General features: G+C 61.7%; 17 protein-coding genes and 1 tRNA gene. 7 read left to right on the top strand and 11 right to left on the bottom strand.

Annotated elements, in window-relative coordinates; translation table 11 throughout:
- Positions 1-535: 535 nt before the first annotated feature.
- From M1D97_RS00630 to M1D97_RS00600, 7 genes are all read right to left on the bottom strand, one after another.
- Entirely contained in the window at positions 536-1,504 is a 969-nt protein-coding gene (locus M1D97_RS00630; protein ID WP_456268811.1) for a hypothetical protein, read from the bottom strand.
- A 98-nt stretch (positions 1,505-1,602) separates the two neighbouring features.
- Positions 1,603-3,378 carry a DUF927 domain-containing protein gene (locus M1D97_RS00625; RefSeq protein WP_456268810.1) on the bottom strand — a complete coding sequence of 592 codons (1,776 nt, stop codon included), beginning with the start codon at positions 3,376-3,378 and terminating at the stop codon, positions 1,603-1,605.
- A complete protein-coding gene (locus M1D97_RS00620; RefSeq protein ID WP_456268809.1) occupies positions 3,375-4,463 on the bottom strand; it encodes a toprim domain-containing protein in 1,089 nt (362 codons plus the stop codon). Before M1D97_RS00620 ends, M1D97_RS00625 begins: the two co-directional genes overlap by 4 nt.
- Positions 4,456-4,749 (bottom strand): hypothetical protein, encoded by a 294-nt coding sequence (locus M1D97_RS00615; protein WP_456268808.1) that lies wholly within the window; start codon positions 4,747-4,749, stop codon positions 4,456-4,458. Before M1D97_RS00615 ends, M1D97_RS00620 begins: the two co-directional genes overlap by 8 nt.
- Entirely contained in the window at positions 4,742-4,996 is a 255-nt protein-coding gene (locus tag M1D97_RS00610; protein ID WP_456268807.1) for a hypothetical protein, read from the bottom strand. The genes M1D97_RS00615 and M1D97_RS00610 overlap by 8 nt, the downstream gene beginning before the upstream one ends.
- A gap of 454 nt (positions 4,997-5,450) precedes the next feature.
- Complete coding sequence (locus M1D97_RS00605) at positions 5,451-5,705, bottom strand: hypothetical protein (protein WP_456268806.1); 255 nt, start codon at positions 5,703-5,705, stop codon at positions 5,451-5,453.
- Complete coding sequence (locus M1D97_RS00600) at positions 5,702-5,959, bottom strand: helix-turn-helix transcriptional regulator (RefSeq protein ID WP_456268805.1); 258 nt, start codon at positions 5,957-5,959, stop codon at positions 5,702-5,704. The genes M1D97_RS00605 and M1D97_RS00600 overlap by 4 nt, the downstream gene beginning before the upstream one ends.
- Before the next feature lie 364 nt (positions 5,960-6,323).
- Here M1D97_RS00600 and M1D97_RS00595 point away from each other — a divergent pair, with 364 nt between their 5' ends.
- A complete protein-coding gene (locus M1D97_RS00595) occupies positions 6,324-7,478 on the top strand; it encodes a hypothetical protein (RefSeq protein ID WP_456268804.1) in 1,155 nt (384 codons plus the stop codon).
- Here M1D97_RS00595 and M1D97_RS00590 read toward each other — a convergent pair.
- Together M1D97_RS00590 and M1D97_RS00585 are read right to left on the bottom strand one after the other, a co-directional pair.
- A complete protein-coding gene (locus tag M1D97_RS00590) occupies positions 7,475-8,608 on the bottom strand; it encodes a tyrosine-type recombinase/integrase (protein WP_456268803.1) in 1,134 nt (377 codons plus the stop codon). The two genes, M1D97_RS00595 and M1D97_RS00590, sit on opposite strands and share 4 nt — an antisense overlap.
- Before the next feature lie 216 nt (positions 8,609-8,824).
- Positions 8,825-8,901: transfer RNA gene (locus M1D97_RS00585), tRNA-Arg, on the bottom strand.
- Positions 8,902-9,076: 175 nt separating this feature from the next.
- Here M1D97_RS00585 and thiM point away from each other — a divergent pair.
- Positions 9,077-9,931 (top strand): hydroxyethylthiazole kinase, encoded by an 855-nt coding sequence (gene thiM / locus M1D97_RS00580; RefSeq protein WP_456268802.1) that lies wholly within the window; start codon positions 9,077-9,079, stop codon positions 9,929-9,931.
- Between the two features lies 1 nt (position 9,932).
- Here thiM and M1D97_RS00575 read toward each other — a convergent pair whose 3' ends face one another.
- Complete coding sequence (locus M1D97_RS00575; RefSeq protein ID WP_456268801.1) at positions 9,933-10,886, bottom strand: formylglycine-generating enzyme family protein; 954 nt, start codon at positions 10,884-10,886, stop codon at positions 9,933-9,935.
- A gap of 146 nt (positions 10,887-11,032) precedes the next feature.
- Between M1D97_RS00575 and M1D97_RS00570 the strand changes: the two genes are divergently transcribed.
- From M1D97_RS00570 to M1D97_RS00550, 5 genes are all read left to right on the top strand, one after another.
- Positions 11,033-12,025, top strand: coding sequence for a LacI family DNA-binding transcriptional regulator (locus M1D97_RS00570; protein WP_456268800.1), 993 nt, complete (start codon positions 11,033-11,035; stop codon positions 12,023-12,025).
- Positions 12,026-12,121: 96 nt separating this feature from the next.
- On the top strand, positions 12,122-13,495 hold the full coding sequence (locus tag M1D97_RS00565) for a sulfatase family protein (RefSeq protein ID WP_456268799.1): 1,374 nt from the start codon (positions 12,122-12,124) through the stop codon (positions 13,493-13,495).
- Positions 13,492-14,871: a sugar porter family MFS transporter gene (locus M1D97_RS00560; RefSeq protein WP_456268798.1), complete on the top strand. Its 1,380-nt coding sequence runs from the start codon at positions 13,492-13,494 to the stop codon at positions 14,869-14,871. Before M1D97_RS00565 ends, M1D97_RS00560 begins: the two co-directional genes overlap by 4 nt.
- Before the next feature lie 198 nt (positions 14,872-15,069).
- Positions 15,070-16,641: a 1-hydroxycarotenoid 3,4-desaturase CrtD gene (gene crtD, locus M1D97_RS00555; protein WP_456268797.1), complete on the top strand. Its 1,572-nt coding sequence runs from the start codon at positions 15,070-15,072 to the stop codon at positions 16,639-16,641.
- Positions 16,641-17,306 carry a carotenoid biosynthesis protein gene (locus M1D97_RS00550; RefSeq protein ID WP_456268796.1) on the top strand — a complete coding sequence of 222 codons (666 nt, stop codon included), beginning with the start codon at positions 16,641-16,643 and terminating at the stop codon, positions 17,304-17,306. The genes crtD and M1D97_RS00550 overlap by 1 nt, the downstream gene beginning before the upstream one ends.
- 8 nt (positions 17,307-17,314) lie before the next feature.
- Here the strand turns inward: M1D97_RS00550 and M1D97_RS00545 are convergent, their stop codons facing one another.
- On the bottom strand, positions 17,315-18,352 hold the full coding sequence (locus M1D97_RS00545; protein ID WP_456268795.1) for a LacI family DNA-binding transcriptional regulator: 1,038 nt from the start codon (positions 18,350-18,352) through the stop codon (positions 17,315-17,317).
- Positions 18,353-18,425 lie beyond the last annotated feature (73 nt).

Here is an 18,425-nt window from a genome sequence, read left to right as displayed (position 1 = left end):
GCCATTACCTGATACCGCCAAAACATCGCTCGCCAGAATGAAATGATCAAGCCTTGATCCAGCCGTTTCTGGCTTCTCTTTTTCTGAGGCTGATTCCTATTCCCCTGAACCGTTTTCACACCTGTGATTTTTGAGTGGGAACACCGGGAACAGTGGGAACAAGGCTCAACCATGCGGGTTCCAGCGTGGGAACATTGTTCCCACCGAAAAATCGAGTGGGAACAGAAAAGGGTAAAAATACCCCTATACAGTTAGGTGTTCCCGTTTGTTCCCACTCTTTAGTGTCTTACCGGGAACAAGCGAGCCCGCCTGTGGCGCGGCTTCCAGCGAAGTGTTCCCACTGTTCCCGCTGTTCCCGGTCGTTTTCAGGTTCCTGTGAAAACCTTCCTCACCGTTCTAGTGCTCGATGCGGGTCGTCTGGCCATCACCGCTGCCGGTTTTGGCGATCCTTCCTCTTGGCGAGCGATGGGGTTTATGGTCGAGGCCCCCATGCAAAAAGACCCCGCACATGGCGGGGCCTTCTGTCGTTTGTGGGTCAGTGCTGCGTCTTGCCCGGCACATATTCCATGGTGGCTTCCAGCTCAAGCTGGCGACGGCGGCGCCCGATGCTATTACCCAGCTCACCCTTGCCGGCTTCACATGCCAGCGGCGCAATGCCCTTGAGTATGTCCGGCTGCTCGGTGCTGGTTTTCGGCAGTAGATGCCACAACAGTTCGCCCAGCGCGGCATACTGACGTTGACGAATATCACGGCGTACCGCTCTGGTCTCCTGATCGTTGAGGTTGGCAAAGATGCGCTCGCCCGGCTGACTGGAGACGTCCAGATTGTACTGGGCCATGTACCCGACGTTGTTGCATAGATCGTCGGTGATGCGCTGGAACAGCCCCGAGAGCGATGCCTGGAAGGCGTCACTTTCCAGCCCCTCGAACAGCTTCTCTGCTTCGGCCAGCAGGCTGTGATGGCTGATGACTTCCCGTGTGGCCTTCAGGCTGCGCTGGAACTGCTCCCGGGCGACCTGTGTCTCGATTTGCAGCCACTCGACCTGCGGTTTTAAAAGCTCGATCATCTCGCGCTTCTGCTCGGCCTCGATGCGCCACTGGCCGGCCTGCTTCTGCTGGTCCCGTACTTCCTTGCCCTGCTTGCCGGCGCCTTCCAGAAAGGCCCTGCGCCAGCTTTTGGCGGCCTGCTGTTCCTGTGCTTCGGCGGCGCTGATCGTCTTTTCGATCCGGTCCAGTTCCTCGCTGGCCTGTTTGAGACGTTCGCGCTTGTCCAGATAGTCAGCACGGGCGCTGGCCAGCTTCTCCTGCGCCTTTGCCGGCGTTAGGGCGTTAATGGCTACCGTGGTGGGTTGATAGTCAAAGTTGGCGTCCAGCATGCGCCGTGATGGTTGCGGGAGCGGTGCCGAACTGTCTGTGGTGGTCTCGGTGTTCTGCGTTGCAGCATTGGCATTCATGGCGGCATTATCCGTGGTAGTGCTCTGTGCATTGGTGTTGGCAGCGGTCATGGGGCAGCTCCATGCAGTGGATGAGGGGACGGCCAGCAGGCCGTCCCGGGTTGCGGGGGTAAAGATGAGTGCGGCAGGTGGCGCGGTAGCTTGTCGAATCATCGGGCACCGCTTTCGGTCTCGAGCTTTTCGGGATCGATGACAAAGAAGCGGGCACTGCCGCCGCCGGGCAGGCGGTACTTCTTCTGGAGCCTTCCCGGGTCGGTCTTGGGGATCACGTCATGGCTGCTCAGGGTGCGCAGGATGCGGTCCCGGCTGTAGCCTTCGACGGCTTCCAGCAGGGCGGCCCGGTTAAACAGGTACAGGCGGCGGTTGTCGTCCACCTCATAGAAGCCGGCCCGGTGCGAGACATGGGCGGCGAGTTGGGCGTTCACGTCGGAAAAGCGGCTATCGCCGTGCAGGGCGATGAAGTCGGCCAGCGCCGTCAGTATCTGGCGGTCTTCGGCGTTGCCGTCGCCGATGGTGGCCAGCCACTCCATGAACAGCCCCCGGCACGCCTGTGTGGCGGCACCTTTCGGCCATGGCAGGATCTCCAGTTCGCTGGCCAGCTCTCCGGCCAGCGCCATGACGGCGAAACGATCCGCCACACGTCCAGCCTGAGCGCTGGCCACATCGAACGAGCGCCGAACCTCACCAAAGCGCCACGGCAGACCGTTGGCCACGTTCTCATCGATCAGATGTTCCACCAGTGCCGGGCCGGCGTGGCCGTAGTGTTTGGTTACGGCGCCGGTCAGCGCGCGGTGAAAGGTTTCGCCGTCCATGCCGTGGACGTCATCGAAGGCGCGATAGGTGCGGGTGCCGGCGTTGATATCGACCATACGCAGCTCGGCGCCGGCATGGGCACTCTGGCCGGAAATGCCGGTATGGTCGGCGGCGCTGCGCTCACCGCTGGACAGGATCGGGAGACACCAGTGGTTTTTCGGGCGTCCCTCGCGTTCCCGGGTCATGGTGCCCTTGCCCGAGCCGTTGGCCAGCGCGTAGATATGCTCCTGGAGTCGCTTGGGATTGGCGCGGCTGATCTCGTCGGCAATCAGCACGGTATCGTTGCGGGTGGTGGCCTCGATCTCGACGCCACCGGCGGACATGTCCCATGACACCTTGAAGCCCTCCGGGCGTCCCCAGATTGTGGCGCCCACGTCCTGCGCCAGTGACTTGCCGCTGGATGAATCACCGACCAGATGGATACCGCCACCGTTGACACCGACCTTGCGCAGTAGCGGCCCCGATAGGGCGCAGCAGACGGCCACAATCAGTACCGGGTTGCCCAGGCACGGCGTGGCCACCTCCTGCTGCCAGTCCTCCAGGGTGCCCCGTGAATCGAACACCCGGGCTTCCAGCCCCGAGCCGTGATAGCGCACCTGATCACTGCCGATCACACGGTGGGGCATGACAAAGGCCCCGGTGCCGGCGTGCCAGCCAGTGCGGGTGGTCGTGGTCAGCACCACGTCAGGGGCATGGTGGCTGGCCACATAGGCCGGGATGTACTTGCGGTGGTGATAATCGACGATCAGCCCCTGTCGCATCAGCGGTTTGAGCACGTCGTCACCCTTGCCGGCCAGCGCCTCCATGGGGATGACGTATTCCAGCTCCCGGCCCCGGTGATAAAAGCGCACCAGTCGCCCGATGCTGCCGTCGTCGCTGTCGATGGTCTCGGCCTCGATATAGAGCGGCGAGCAGATCCACAGGTCGAACGGCTGGCCCGGTTCATCCGGCGAGGTCTGCTTGATGCCGTGATACCAGGTGCCGGCCTTATAGAGACGTCCGTCGATGTTCACCGGGCCGTCATAGGTGGCAAAGCCGGGACGGGTGATGCCTTCCCGCTCGGGCACGTTGGGATTGCCCACCAGTGACAGGTGCGATTCGTTGTTGCTCATTGCGCACCCCCTGTCTGGCTAGTGCCTTTCTTCTGGCGAGCGTGGGGTTTGCCGGTCTGCGCCCGATCACGCCGGCTTTCGGCATCGATGCGCTGCCGGTGCCAGCAGTACAGGTCGTTGAAGTCGGTGGCGTCCTCCGGCGCACCCTCCGGCCACTTGGGATAGAGCACCAGTGCGCCGGCAGCGACCGCGGCGTCGTTGGCCATCTTTTTGCCCGGATTGCCTTCGGTGTGCCGGTCGTCGTCGCCGGCGATCACCAGTTCCAGCGAGCCGTTCAGCGCTCTTTTCATATAAAGGGCCACGGCTTCCAGGTTGCCGGCGTTCATGGCGCAGGCCACGGCGTCGCCGGTCAGCCGGTGCAGGGTGGCGCCGGTGGCCCAGCCCTCGCAGACGAACAGACGCCCGCCGGGGATCGGGTCGCCAATCAGGGAGTAGGCGCCGGTGACGCGACCGCCTTTCAGGAAGCGCTTGCGCCCGTTGGGCATGATCCATTGCAGGTTGACCAGCTCACCATCGGCATACAGCGGCACCATCAGCCAGCCGCGCCCGGACTGGCGCAGGTTATAGGCCGGCAGCTTTTTGGCAATCAGGTAGGGATGATGCTTGCCTGCCGGTCGAGCGCTGTCCCAGTAGCGCCGGGCGCGTTCGGCGGCGGCCTCGCGGTTGCGGGCCTGTTCCTGTTCCATGGTGCGCCGGCGTTCTTCATGAGCTGCCGTCAGTGCAGGATCAAGCACCGGCGAGGAATGGGCAGGCATGCCGCTACGGGAAGACCGGAACACGCCCAGCCCCAGCCGGGCATCGATCTCCATGGCGGCATCGACCTGCCGGCAGCCGCGCAGATAGCTCAGCAGCGACACCAGATCACTGCCCCGGGCGTCAGAGTCGGCAAAGTCGTTCCACTTGCCGCTGGTCAGCGACACCCCAAAGGAACCGGCGTGGCGGTCGCCCCGGACGGTGTTGCGGGCCTGCCACTCGTTGCCCTGTCGCTGGCCCTCGGGCAGCCACTCGGAGAGCAGCAGCTCGGCGTATTCAAGGGCTGCCGCGCTGACGCGGCGAATCTTGGCAAAGGTCTCATGCTCAGCCATGGGCCACCTCCCGGCTGTGCGCATGGCCCGCAATACTCATCAGGTCGTCGGCATCGTTGAGCAGCAGATAGGCAGCGTGGGTGATGTTGGCCAGATCCCGACCATCGACGGCGCCGCCCTTGCTCTCACCGCCCAGCGTGGTGACGGTGAACAGCATGTCGCGGGCGGCAGAAAGGCGCAGGCCGGCGCAGTCGTGCAGCTCGTCAAAGCTCGCCTTGCGGTCGATCAGCAGCGCCGGGCGCTGGTTTGTCGGGTGAGCGGTCAGCGGGACGTATTGATCAGCCACGGGCCACCCCCTCACCGATCATGTCATCCAGATCGGAAAGGAGTTCGGTGTAGTCGGCGGCAGAAATGGCGCCCAGCGTGTGGGCCATGCGGGCCATGCCGACCAGCTCGGCAAACTGATCCAGACGGCGATTGACGCGCAGCTCGATCAAGCGCGAGCCGATCAGGGCGATGGCTTTCTGGGAAGCGGGTATTTCAGTATGGGGATTTTGCGGGCGTGCGGACGCACTGAGGGCGTGATGTGCCATGGGAAGGCTCCTAGATATAGTCTCGGAACCGTCACCACTGTCGCCAAACAGTTGGGTGACGGACTGCGCAGGGTTGGCGAACCGGCAATCTAGGAAACCGGCAGACCCAAAGGTCTCCCCACGCAGCCCGCCATAACAACGCATTACGGGCACAAAAAAAGCGCCTGCAATGAGTTTATGGGCGCTACTGCGCCTAGATATGCTCGAGTCGCCAAACCCGGTCGCAGATTTTGCTGCGACCCTTTCATCATAATCAGACCGGCCAGAACGTGGCAAGCCATGCCGGGACGATTTTGTCCCGGTGGCCGATGCCGGATCTTGAAAAAAGTGCCCGGCAGCCCGTCGTGTCTCGGTTTTTTCGCGTGTCGTGGGCACAAAGTCTCCCCAACCCCACCCGGTGACTACCGGGCAGCGGTGATATTCAGTGATTCAGAGGGTCAGGCGGTGGCGCGGCCTAGCAGTCGGTCTCGATGCTGGGGCCGCGTTGCAGGTCGGTCAGCAGGTGACGGTTTGCGGGGTGTTCGCCGTGATGGCCAGAGGCATTGCCTTCCTTGTGCTGGGTGACGGACACAAAGCGCTCACTGCCACCGCGCACGATCTCCCGGCCCGGCATGTTGACGGCGCCGGTCAGGGCCGAATCCATCGACTCCATATCGGCTTCGGTAAAGTCGATGCTTTGATTGCCAATCTTCATGGTGAAGCGTTTCATGCGCGGGCCTCCGGTCGGGTAGTGGTGTTCAGGGCGGTGTTGCGCTGGGCCAGTCGTTCGGCGATCCAGCCGTCGATCTCTTCTTCCAGCCAGGCGACGCTGTTATCGCCAATCGGTACGGGCGCCGGGAAGGTGCCATCGCTCACCCCCTTGTAGATCGATGAACGGCTCTTGCCGGTCTTGAGTTCCACCTCACGGCGGCGCAGCAGGCGGTTGCCAAGCTGAATCTTTTCGACATGTCTGCGTTGGGCCATTGGTTTTCCTGTGTGTTGGCTGACTTTTCCAAGATTGCACATTTGGAAAAAATCTCGGAGTACTCTCTAGGAACGCTTGAGGTCCTCAAAAGTTACTGGAGCTTTTAGAAGACAGGATCAGCTTGCAGGGTAGCGGCGGGGACTTCGAGCGGCTGGCGTTGTAAAACGCGGCTTTACAATAAAAACGACAAGCTAAAGGCAATATTCCTTGCGATAGGTACAAAAAACGTAACAGCTTTAGCCATTACGGTTGGATCGCATATAAAATATATGACAGAGCTGACATCACATCATCAACATGAAATGTATAAATTGATTTTTAAGAAAAAAGCCTAAGCTTTAATACTAGGAAATAGGAGTTTTAATGTTTCAAGATGAAATGATGGCTTTACTAAAAGACCTCAGAGAGAAGTTTAAAAAATTAAGCTTGCTGAATAAAACTCTTATAGTGATTGTTGGATTATCTTTAACAATATCCTTAACAATAGTAGCTGTGTACTTTGCCACCATGCCGAGCAACTTATCAAAAAACTCTTCCGCTTGGGGTGACTTTGGATCCTTACTTTCTGGTTTATTTGCATTTACAGGAACATTTGCAGCTGTAGCAACTTTAATTGCGATTCAAGCACAATTTAAAGAACAACAGATAGTAACGGCAAAGCAGATAGAATCCATCGAATTTGATAGATATGACAAGCATCGCCGCATCTTTTTTGAACGGCTTGAAAGCATAGAAAAGCTTTATGAAAACGAAATAGAGTTCTACAACAAAGAAGAACTTTACGAAAAAATATACCCAAGCAACTCTCCATCTCGCTGTGAGACGAATGTTTATTTAGTAGATATTAGGTGCTCTAAGCCTAATGGACTTACAGATATAAATGTAATGTTCTCCAGTGTTGAAAAAATTTTAAAAGAACAATCGATGGACTTGAGAAGCATTTTCGAGATAATAAACCTGCAATCATCGCTTCATTTAGAAAATAAAAAGAACCATCGCAATGGAGATATATTGTTTTTTGACAACAACACTGGAATAAATATTTATTCTTTAAATGAGAGGCTTTTTGTTTTATGCAAAACTTATAACTCGATATTGAAATTTACAGGAAACTCTGCTCAAGTCAGCATATCACACAGAGCTGAAGGCAGAATCATAAGAGACAAAGCGCTGCATGAAATGCATGGTAAATCTGGAATAGACCATCCATTTAGTATCTATCGAGACAACGATGCATTATTAGTCTACGAAGAAGCATATTTGTTTATAGACGCAATAAGACAAAAACAAGACCCAACTTATCGAGAAGAATCTTATAGAAAACTAGAAGAGATTCTTAATAATGAAAAAACCAGAAACACGTACACAAAAGAAGCATGCTCTATTAGGCATTTCAAGATTATTATGCTCAAAGAAACCGGTGAGATGGGTGATAATGAAAGTAGTTCCAATAAAGAAAAATTCACTGACTTTAACCAACGATTATCAAAAGTAGTTAAAGAGATAGAGGGCAGTTAAAAGCGAAGATAATCTGCCCATGCCTGCATCATGGCCGGCCTCTGCTCCGATGCCATGTGCTCGGCATGGGTGTAGACGCCCTGAATGCCTGGTAGCTTGTGCGAGAGCTGCATCTCGATCCACTCGCCGGGATAGCCCATCTCCTTGAGCGCTGTGGCGATGGTATGGCGTGTGCCGTGGGGAACATGCCGGCCATCAAAGCCCATGCGCTTGAGTGCCATGCTCCATGTCATATCTGACATGGCCCGGGTACTGTCATTACGGCTCGGAAATAGCAGGTTGTAGTGGCCAGTGATGCGGTGCAGATCCCTGAGCACATCCAGTGCCTGGGTAGGCAGCGGCACCTTGTGCTCCTTGCCCATTTTCATGCGCACGGCGGGAATGCGCCATATGGCCTTTTCGAAATCGAACTCTTTCCACTCGGCCTTTCTCAATTCTCCCGGCCTGACAGAGGTCAGCAGCAGGAGCTTGAGGCCGTACTTCACCAGTACGTTGCCACTGTAGTTCTCGATGGCCTGCACCAGCTCTGGTAGTTCCTCGGGGCCAATGTGACTCATGCTGCCCTTCTTGGCCCGCTGGAGTGCGACGCCCAGATCGGTCAGAGGGTTACTGTCCACCCGGCCCGTCACTACGGCCAGCCGGTAAATATCCCGGCAGAAGAAGTGTACACGGCGTTTTTGTTCGTGCTTGCCCTGTTGTTCCAGCCGGCGAAGAATCCCCAGCCAGTCCATGGGGGTAATGCTCTGGATCGGGCGATCTCCCACATAGGGGAACACATGGTTCTCCAGCACTGACCAGCTCAGCTTTGCCCGGTTGGAGGTGGCCTTCCATTGCTGCGCCTTGCCGCTGTGCCACTCATTGGCCAGCGTGCGGAAATGGTCAGCATCAAAGTTCTCCAGCGCTTCCTGTTCGGTTCGGCGTTGTTCGGCAGGGTCGATGCCCTGAGAGACCAGCCGGCGGGCCTCACTGGCTTTCTCACGGGCTTCTGCCAGCTTGACCGTGGGATAGCTGCCAAAGCTCATCATGTTGCGCTTCTTCGAGCCGTCCGGGCGGGTATAGCGAAAGCGCCAGCCCTTGCGGCCATTGGGCTTTACGATGAGCTGCAAACCGTCGCCGTCGGATAGCGTCACGGTTTTCTCAGATGGCTTGGTGGTGTCGATCTTTTTGATGGTCAGCGGCATGGTGGTATACCGAGCAGAATCTAACGATGGGATATACCAAACAATATACCTTTTAGGGGCTGGATTGGGTAGGAACAGGCAGGAACGGCAGAGACGCTGAAACGCCATTTTTGCAGCAATTTCAGGGGTTTAAAGGACTGGAGAGGACTTGCTGGGAAGGGGTAGTGGCGCGCTTGTTGGGATTCGAACCCAAGACCCCCGCCTTCGGAGGGCGGTACTCTATCCAGCTGAGCTACAAGCGCGCGGGGTGTCTTCACGGGGAAGACAGCGCGTTATCCTAACGCCCGCACCCGCACCTGTCCACTCTCGAGCGCCGCCTCTGCATGCCTCTTTCGTCAGGCGGGCAAGTGCCGACAGGGTGCTTATACTAACGCGTCAGACCACCTTTTTTGATCACCAGGGAGTCCCCCGATGGGCATGAGTGAGCAACCGGGCGGTGAGCCCACCATCGACATGGTCATCCAGGCACATCAGGCGCTGAAGGCCCAAAAGCCGCTGGTGCAGTGCCTGACCAACAACGTCACGGTCAATCTGGTCGCCAACGCGCTGCTGGCTGCCGGCGCCACACCGGCGATGATCGATAACCCCGAGGAGGCCGGCCGCTTTGCCGCCCAGGCCGATGCGGTGCTGATCAACCTGGGCACGCCGCAGGGCGATCAGGTCAAGGCGATGCACAAGGCCGCCAGCGGCGCCCACCAGTCAGGCACACCCTGGGTCCTCGACCCCATCGGTGCCGGCAGCATGAAGTGGCGCCACGGCCTGGCACTGGAGCTTCTGGAGCATCGGCCCACGGTGGTGCGCGGCAACGCCTCGGAAATCATCGGCCTGGCCGGTCAGGAAGGCCACGGCCGTGGCGTGGACAGCGCCATGAGCCCGCAGACCGCCGTCGGCGCGGCGCGGGAGCTGCTGGGGCAGGCCTGTGCGGTATCGGCCTCCGGACCGGTGGACATTCTGGTCGGCCCGCTGCTCGATCGTCATCACAACGGTCACGCCGTAGCCGAAGTCGGCGGCGGCAGCGAGTGGCAGCCCCGCGTCTCCGGCACCGGCTGTGCGCTGGGCGCCATCATCGCCGCCTACTGCGCGGTGGTCCGCGACCCGCTGAGCGCCGCCGTGGCCGCGCACGTGCATGTCGCCGTGGCCGCGGAGCTGGCCGAGGAGCACGCCCAGGGCCCGGGCAGCTTCGCCATGGCCTGGCTGGACGCCCTCGATCAGGTCGATGAGACGCTGCTGCGCCAGCGCGGGCTGATCGCGCTGCGCTGGCTGGATGCCTGAGTCACGCGGACAGCGCGCAGCGAAAGCCGAGATTGCCTGACGAGGAGTCCGGCGTATTGCCGGTACGCGCCGCGACCCGGTAGCGGTTGCAGTAGGAGCGGTGACACAAATAGGAGCCGCCGCGCATAACGCGGGCCTGACCGCTGGCCGGGCCGGTCGGGTCCGCCGGTACGGAGGCAGGGTGGCGGACACCGAACCAGTCAGCACACCACTCCCACACGTTGCCGCTGGCATTGAAGATGCCGTAGCCATTGGGGGGAAACGCATCGACCGGACAGGTGGCCATATAACCATCCTCACAGGTATTGCGGGTCGGGAATTCCCCCTGCCAGATATTGCAGCGGTGCTGCCCGTCAGGCATCAGCTCATCGCCCCAGGGGTAGCGCTTTTGTTCCAGACCGCCGCGCGCCATGTACTCCCATTCGGCCTCGGTCGGCAGGCGCTTGCCGGCCCAGCGGCAATAGGCCAGGGCATCGTTGTGTGACACGTGGATCACCGGGTGATGTTCCCGCCCTTCAAGCGACGTGTCCGGCCCCTCGGGCTGATGCCAGCAGGCGCCCTTGATCGCCAGCCACCAAGGGGTGCCCGGCACGGTGCCCACGATGCCCGCGCGACTGTCCGACGAGACTTGCCCTTCAAACACGAACGACCAGCCAAAATCTTCTGCCTCGGTGACATACCCTGTGGCCGTGACAAAGTCGGCGAAGGCCGCGTTGCTGACGGCGCAGGCGTCGATCAGAAACGGCGCGACGTCGACCGCCCGAATCGGCCCTTCACCATCCTGGGCAAAGCCCTCGATATCATCGGTGCCCATCAGAAAGCGGCCCCCCGGCAGGGCACACATGCCGGTCGTGTCGGTCGGCGCCTGACGCGGGGCGATGGCGGGGGCCGCCCGTTCATCCTGCCCCGGCGGACGCGAGGCAGCACAGCAGGGGGAAGCAGGCCTTGAGGTCATGATCGGTTCCGGACAGACGGGCCGTGACGCGGTACACGCCCCCGTCACGGCCCTACAATGGGTTCAGGAAAACCGTTACTGCACATCGGCCGGGGCCATGGCGTCAAGCGCCGAGCGCATCATCACGTTCAAGGAAAGGCAGAACCATGACACGAGTGACCCTGAGCCAGGTGGCCGAGCACGCGGGCGTCTCCCGTGCCACGGCGTCGCTGGTGGTGCGCGGCGAAGGGCGCATCAGCGCCGAAACCCGTGAGCGCGTCCAGCAGGCCATGCAGGCGCTGGGCTATGTCTATCACCGCGGCGCGGCGGCCCTGCGCGAGCAGCGCAGCGGCGTCGTGGGCCTTCTGGTGACTCAGCTCTCCAACCCCTTTCATGCCACCATGGCAGTGCATTTCGAGCAGACGCTGGCCGAGGCGGGCTATCTGACCATGCTGGCCAATACCTTCGACAGCCCCGAGCGCGAGCGCTCGCTGATCCGCTCGATGCGTGAAATGCCGGTCGATGCGCTGGTGCATGTGCCGGTCTCGACCTCCGCCCATGGCGAACAGGCAGCGCTGCCGGCCGGCTACTGGCCCGATCTGGCGCTGACCCGAAAGCCACAGGCCGACATCGCCTGGATCGGCCAGAACGATGTCCATGGCGGCACCCTGGCCGCCGAGCATCTGGTTCGCGTGCATGGCTGCCGGCGGCTGGCCTATCTGGGGGGACCGGCGGGCGCGTCGGTGCGCACGGAACGACTACAGGGGGTCAACGGTGCCCTTGAAGCGGTCGGTGGCGCGCTGGTGGCCGACATGACCGGTCATGCCAGTGTTCAGGGCGGTCTGCAGCTGGCCGAACAGTGGTTGGACAGCAATATCGCCACCGATGGCGTGATCTGTCACAGCGATATCATCGCCTTTGCCCTGATGGCGGCCTGTCGTCAGCGGGTCGGCCATATCCCCTGGCCGATCATCGGCTTTGACGGGCTCGAGGAGTCCGCGCTCTATGATCCGCCGCTGACCACCGTCACGGTCGGGCCCGAGGAGATGGGCGCGCTGGCCGCCCGGCGCACTCTGGCGCTTCTTGAACAGCAGGACGTACCGCGAGAGCAGCGTCTGGACCCTGTGCTGGCGGTGCGCGCCTCCTGCGGCTGTAGCTGAGCGACAAAAGACCGGACACAAGTCGCATTGTGAGGGCTGACCGGGCTCCATAACGTGACGGGTAGATCGATCTACCTGACACTACTGGAGACCCGCATGACACCACCCGACGGCACACGGCCGGATATTGTCCTAATTCACTGCCACGATCTGGGGCGCTGGCTCTCCTGCTACGGCATGCCCTCTGTGCCGAGCCCCAACCTGGAACGCTTCGCCGGACACGCCACGGTCTTTGACAACGCCCACGCCGCCGCGCCGCTGTGCTCGCCGGCCCGGGGGGCGCTGTTTACCGGCCTGTCACCGCATCGCAATGGCATTCAGGGGCTGGCGCACGATGCCTGGCGCTACCGCGAGAACGTGTTGACGGCCCCCGAGCATCTGCGCGAGCTGGGCTATCGCTCTACACTGATCGGGCTACAGCACGAGCACGTCGACCCGGATGTGCTGGGCTATGACGAGGTGGCCGGCGCCGGCTTTCTGCCCCGTGCCCACCAGGTGGTGGACGCCGCCCGGGGCTGGCTGGCCGATCAGGCGCTGCGCGAGACGCGCGCCCCGCTTTTTGCCGCCATCGGCGTATGGGAGGTGCATCGGCCGTGGCCGGAGAGCGATTACACGCCGGCCGATCCGGCCGACGTCGAGGTGCCGACGTTTTTGCCGGACACACCCGAGACGCGCCGCGACATTGCCGCCTTCCACGGCTCGATCCGCCAGCTCGATGAGGCCATGGGCCGCCTGTTCGAGGCGCTGGACAGCACCCTCGATCCGGCCAACACCTTGATCATGTTCACCACCGACCACGGCACGGCCTTCCCGCGCGCCAAGAGCACTCTGTATGACGCCGGCACCGGGGTCAGCCTGCTGGTTCGTCCGCCTACTGCCTGGGGCGAGGCGCCGGCCCGGGTCGATAACGTCGCAAGCCATGTCGATATCCTGCCCACCCTGCTCGAGGTGGCCGGCGGCCCGGTCGATCCGGCGCTGGAGGGGCGCTCGCTGGTGGCGCTGCTCACCACATCCGGCGCCACGGCAGCCGAACCCACAGCGGCGGACGATCGAATGATCTTCACCGAGAAGACCTATCACGACAATTACGACCCCAAGCGGGCCGTGCGCACGCGCGACTTTGCCCTGATTCGCAACTTCACGCCAGGGCCGAAGCTGGCGCTGTCGCTGGATCTGGAAAACAGCCCCACCCGCCAGGGCATGGGCGATGCTCACCTCGAAGAGCGCGACATGACCGAGCTCTATGACCGTCGCGTCGATCCGCACGAGCTCAATAACGTCTTCGATCAGCCGGAATACCAGGAGGTTCAGATCCGGCTTTTGAAGGCACTCGATGAGTGGATGACCACCACCCGCGATCCGCTGCTCGAAGGGCCGATACAGCCGCCGCAGCACCGCGCCCGCGCCGTGGATGCCCTGCCGCCGCTGGCATCGAACGCCACCACCCCCACATCAGGAGCGTCATCATGACCGCCTCGACAACCGTGAGCGACGCCGCCACGCCGCGATCACCGCTGGCGATCTTTGGTCTGGGTGCGCTGGCCGAGCTTTTGTTCGGCTACGACCTGGGCATAATCGGTGTGGCACTGCTCTCGATCGAACAGGACTTCGCGCTGGACCCGATGACCCGGGGTCTGGTGGTCAGCTCCATTCTGTTCGGCGCCACCATCGGGGTCGGCGTGGCCGGCTGGCTTGCCGACCGTCTGGGGCGCAAGCCGGCGCTGATACTGACCGGCGTGATCTTTGCCGTCAGCGGCGTGGCCGCTGCGCTGGCACCCGGAGTGGCATCGCTGATCGTGGCACGCATGATCATGGGCCTGGGCGTGGGCGCCTCAGCGGTCGTGGTATCAGTCTACCTGGTCGAGGTGGCCCCGACGCATCTACGCGGGCGCGTCGGCGCCATGGGCCAGCTGATGGTGGTCTCGGGCATTTTGCTGGCCTATCTGGTGGGCTACGCCCTGCAGCCCTTTCATGCCTGGCGCTGGATGATCGGGCTGTCGGCCATCCCGGCGCTGGTGCTGCTCATCGGGCTGATCTTCATGCCCGAAACGCCGCGCTGGCTGGTGATGCGCGATCGTATCGACGCCGCCCGTCAGTCACTCAGGACGCTGGGGCGGGCGCCCCGAGAGGTCGATAGCGAACTTGATGAGCTCGTCAGTGCCCATCGTGCCGGTGAGATCGGTGGACCGGCCAAGAGTTCGGTGCTCAAGCAGATGCTGTCGCCCCGACTGCGCTCGGCCTCGCTGGCGGCCGCCGCCGTGGCCATCCTGGTGCAGTTCATCGGCGTCAACTCGATCATCTACTACGCGCCGACCACGCTCTCCCGCGCCGGCTTTGGCGACGCCGCGGCGGTGACCGCCAATCTGGGCATCGGCGTGGTCAACGTGGTCTTCACCATCATTGGCGTGCTGATTATGGACCGGTTCTCCCGCAAGCGTCTGATGGGGACCGGCGCTCTGGTCATGCTGCTGGCCATGGGCCTGCTGGGGCTGCATGCCGCAATGCGACCGGAGCCGTCGATGGCAAGCGCCTGGGTCAATCTGATCGGCATGATGGTCTTCTTCGCCGCCTTTGCGCTCTCCTGGGGCGTGTGCGTGCGGGTCGTCATCTCGGAGCTTTTTCCCTCCTCGATCCGCGGCACGGCCGCCGGGCTGATTTTGGTACTCAACTGGCTGGCCAACTTCATCGTCGGGCAGGCCTTTCCTTCGCTGCTGGATTACAGCGCCGCGCTGAGCTTTTTCATCTTCGCCGGCGTCGGCGTCGCGGCCTGGCTGTTTGTCATGTTCTATCTGCCTGAAACCGGCAGCGGCCGCAGCCTGGAGGATATCCAGCAGCGCGCTTCCTGAATCGCATCAAGGCAGTGGAGTACGCAGCGGGGCGGCACGCCCGCCCCGCTTAAATCCATCTACAGGGCCGTCCCCGCACAGGGGCTATACTCACGCTCAGTCTTGTCAACGCCCGGCAGAGCAATCACGCATGGCCCATGATGTTGCATCGATCACCACACGCCACCGGCTTCGACGCCCGCTTGAGGGGCTGACGCCGTGACCCGATCCCATACTGCCAGCACCGCCCCCCACATCGCCGTCATCGGTGCCGGCATCGCCGGGCTGGCCGCCGCCATCCGGTTGCGTCTGGAAGGCGCGCATGTCGAGGTGTTCGAGGCCGGTGACACAGCGGGCGGCAAGCTGGGCGAACTGGTGCTGGGGGAATATCGCTTCGGCATCGGCCCCTCGCTTCTGACCATGCCGGAGTACATCGACGAGCTGTTTACGCTGGCCGGTGAAGTGCCCGGTGAGCACTTTCGCTATCAGCGGCTGGACACCGTATGCCGCTACGCCTGGGAGGACGGCACCCGGCTGGATGCCCGCGCCGACCCGCAGGCCTTCGCCGAAGAGGTCGAGCAGGTGCTCGACGTACCGGCGCAGCGAGTGCTTGATACGCTTTCCCACGGCGCCGAGAAGTACCAGCTGACCGGGCGGACCTTTCTGGAGAAGTCGCTGCACGCTCCGAAGACCTGGCTGACGCCGGAGGTGGGCCACGCCCTGACCCGGCTGCACCGACTCGATCTCATGTGCACCCTGCACGAGGTCCACGAGCGCGATCTGAAAGAGCCGCATCTGGTGCAGCTTTTTGATCGCTTTGCGACCTACAACGGCTCCAACCCGTACCGCGCGCCGGGGCTTTTATCCATGATTGCCCACTTCGAGCACGGCGCCGGCGCCTTCGTACCGGAAGGCGGCATGCCGGCGATCGGTCGGGCACTGTATGGCCTGGCCGAGCGGGTCGGCGTGATCTTTCACTTCAATACGTCAGTACAAGAGATCCTCACCCGGCCGGAAGGGCGCCGACCGCGGGCAACAGGGCTGCGCCTGATGGATGACCGGGAAGTGCTTTTTGATCGCGTGGTCAGCAACATGGACGTGTTCTTCACCCATGAACGACTGCTGCCCGGCGCGCCGGCCCCGACGCGCGTGCTGGCGCGGGAGAAATCGACCTCGGCGCTGATCTTCTACTGGGGTGTGGACAAACGCTTCCCGGAACTGGATGTGCATAACATCTTTTTCAGCGACGATTACGCTGGCGAGTTCGAGGCGCTGGAGGCGGGCACGCTGTGTGATGACCCGACCGTCTACATCAGCATCTCGTCGCGTTATGACACAAGCGCCGCCCCCGAAGGTGGCGAGAACTGGTTCGTGATGATCAACGCCCCCTTTGCCACGCCGGAGCAGGACTGGTCGGCGCTGATCGAGCGCACCCGCGAGCGGGTGATCGACAAGCTCGAGCGGATGCTGGGGCGCGAACTTCGCGGGGCGATCGCCGAGGAGTGCGTGTTTGATCCGACCACCATCGAGGCGCGCACGCTGTCGCATCGAGGCGCGCTCTACGGCACCAGCTCGAATGACCGCATGGCCGCCTTCATGCGCCATCCCAACTACAGCCGCCACGTTGACGGGCTCTATTTCTGCGGCGGCAGCGTACACCCCGGCGGCGGCCTGCCGCTGTGTCTGCTGTCGGCAAAAATCATGACCGACGTCATGGCCCAGCGCGAGCCGTGGCCGCCAAACGCCCCCTCTTCGCACAACGCCCTGTCTTCACAAAAGGACGATGCCTGATGACTTCACCCGGCCCCGCCACTCGCGAGCGCCGCCTGCGCCAGACGCCGGTAATCATTCTTTTAAGCCTGATCTATGCGGCCGGCGTCATCGGCATTGCGCTGCCGGTGCATGATCAGTTCATCCGCCTGACGCCGCTGACACTGCTGGCATCACTAGGACTGGTGATGGCCTTTCACCCCGGCCCGCGCGGTCGGCTGTGGGGCTACGTGGCGCTGTGCTACGCCGTGGGGTTTGTCGCCGAGGCGATCGGCACCTCGACGGGGCTGTTGTTCGGCGATTACGCCTACGGCCACGTGCTGGGGCCGACGCTGTGGCACACGCCGCTGATCATCGGCGTGAACTGGGCGCTGCTGCTGTACTGCCTTAACGTGGTGGTACAGCGCGTGCTGCCCGGGCTGTCGCGGCCGCTCAAGGGGGTGGCCGGTGCGATGCTGATGGTGGCACTCGACATGCTGATCGAACCGGTCGCCATCCAGCACGACATGTGGGCCTGGGGCGACATCTCGGTGCCGCTGAGCAACTACCTCGGCTGGTTTATCGTCTCGCTGCCGATCTCGATGCTCTTTCACTACCTGTTCGAGCGTGTGCGTAACCCGGTGGCGATCGCCGTGGCGCTGTTGATGGCGGGCTTTTTTGCCGCGCTGAATCTGCTGGGGATTTGAACAACGACTCAGTTCCGATGCCGGAAAGAAACGGGGCCGGTAGTTTCACGCACCACCAGTTCCGGCGCCATCATTTCCCTGCGTGGCGCCTCCTGATCACCGCGAATGCGGGCCAGCAGCATCTCGCTGGCCCGTGCGCCCATCAGATCGGTTCTTACCCGAACACTGGTCAGAGGCGGCGTGGTATAGGCCGCAGCGCTCATGTCATCAAAACCGGTAATTGAAATATCCACCCCCGGACGCAGCCCCAGTCCGTGACAGGCCGCCACTGCGCCAAAAGCGATCAGATCCGAAAAGCAGACCACGGCAGTCGGTGGCCGGGCCTGCGCCATAAGCTTCTCGAGCCCCTGGTAACCAAATGCCATGGTGGTAGGACCGTAGCGTATGCCGTCCTGATCCGGCGGATAGCCGGCCCGGGCCAACACCTTCCTGAAGGCCTGCTCGCGCTCCTGCGATGTAGAAGTTGCATTTCCGCCCCCCAGCCAGGCAATACGCTGATGGCCCAGCGATAGCAGGTGCTCGACCACCAGAGCCATGCCGCAGGCATCATCGTTGATGACGCGATCCACTTCGGCCCCGGCCACATCCCGGGACAATAATACCAGCGGCAGATGATGCAAATGAGCCGCCCCTGTCCCACGAAGATCTTCCCGGGCCGTGCCGGCAGCCGGAATCAGAATCAGCCCCGAGGCGCCATGCTCGGCCATGCGACGCATGAAATCGGCCTGCACTGTCAGCGATTCCTGAGCGTGACAAAACAGCATCATGCGCTCCTGAAAACGAAACCGCTGTTCCATGGCCGCAATGAATTCGGTGAAAAACGGGTTACCCAGATCATTGAGACACAGCGCCACCGTGCCGCTGTCCCCGCGTCGCAGCCCTGCCGCGTGACGGTTGTAGATATAGCCCATTTCAAGGGCCACCTGCCGGACGCGTTCGCGCATCTTGGTCGAGATTCGCGCATCATCGCGAAGGGCCAGCGAGACGGTCGATGCCGTGACACCGACGCGCTCGGCAATGTGCTTGAGAGTGGGACGCCGTGTCATGCCCTGTTTCCTGTGAACGGTGGGAACATTATTACCTCGCAGCAGACACCTGCCCTGAATCAGGCCTGGTAGT

The sequence above is a fragment of the Kushneria sp. AK178 genome, assembly GCF_053903105.1.
Note: the sequence above shows the minus strand (reverse complement) of the source record. Positions and strands in the feature narration are given on the sequence as shown.

Bases quoted from the DNA above. Each gene is read 5' to 3' on its own strand.
- M1D97_RS00610 (WP_456268807.1), bottom strand. From the start codon at position 4,996: ATGGCACATCACGCCCTCAGTGCGTCCGCACGCCCGCAAAATCCCCAT.
- M1D97_RS00545 (WP_456268795.1), bottom strand. From the start codon at position 18,352: ATGACACGGCGTCCCACTCTCAAGCACATTGCCGAGCGCGTCGGTGTC.
- M1D97_RS00565 (WP_456268799.1), top strand. From the start codon at position 12,122: ATGACACCACCCGACGGCACACGGCCGGATATTGTCCTAATTCACTGC.
- M1D97_RS00560 (WP_456268798.1), top strand. From the start codon at position 13,492: ATGACCGCCTCGACAACCGTGAGCGACGCCGCCACGCCGCGATCACCG.
- M1D97_RS00575 (WP_456268801.1), bottom strand. From the start codon at position 10,886: ATGACCTCAAGGCCTGCTTCCCCCTGCTGTGCTGCCTCGCGTCCGCCG.
- M1D97_RS00570 (WP_456268800.1), top strand. From the start codon at position 11,033: ATGACACGAGTGACCCTGAGCCAGGTGGCCGAGCACGCGGGCGTCTCC.
- thiM (WP_456268802.1), top strand. From the start codon at position 9,077: ATGAGTGAGCAACCGGGCGGTGAGCCCACCATCGACATGGTCATCCAG.
- M1D97_RS00620 (WP_456268809.1), bottom strand. From the start codon at position 4,463: ATGGCTGAGCATGAGACCTTTGCCAAGATTCGCCGCGTCAGCGCGGCA.
- M1D97_RS00600 (WP_456268805.1), bottom strand. From the start codon at position 5,959: ATGGCCCAACGCAGACATGTCGAAAAGATTCAGCTTGGCAACCGCCTG.
- M1D97_RS00550 (WP_456268796.1), top strand. From the start codon at position 16,641: ATGACTTCACCCGGCCCCGCCACTCGCGAGCGCCGCCTGCGCCAGACG.
- M1D97_RS00595 (WP_456268804.1), top strand. From the start codon at position 6,324: ATGTTTCAAGATGAAATGATGGCTTTACTAAAAGACCTCAGAGAGAAG.
- M1D97_RS00630 (WP_456268811.1), bottom strand. From the start codon at position 1,504: ATGACCGCTGCCAACACCAATGCACAGAGCACTACCACGGATAATGCC.
- M1D97_RS00605 (WP_456268806.1), bottom strand. From the start codon at position 5,705: ATGAAACGCTTCACCATGAAGATTGGCAATCAAAGCATCGACTTTACC.
- M1D97_RS00625 (WP_456268810.1), bottom strand. From the start codon at position 3,378: ATGAGCAACAACGAATCGCACCTGTCACTGGTGGGCAATCCCAACGTG.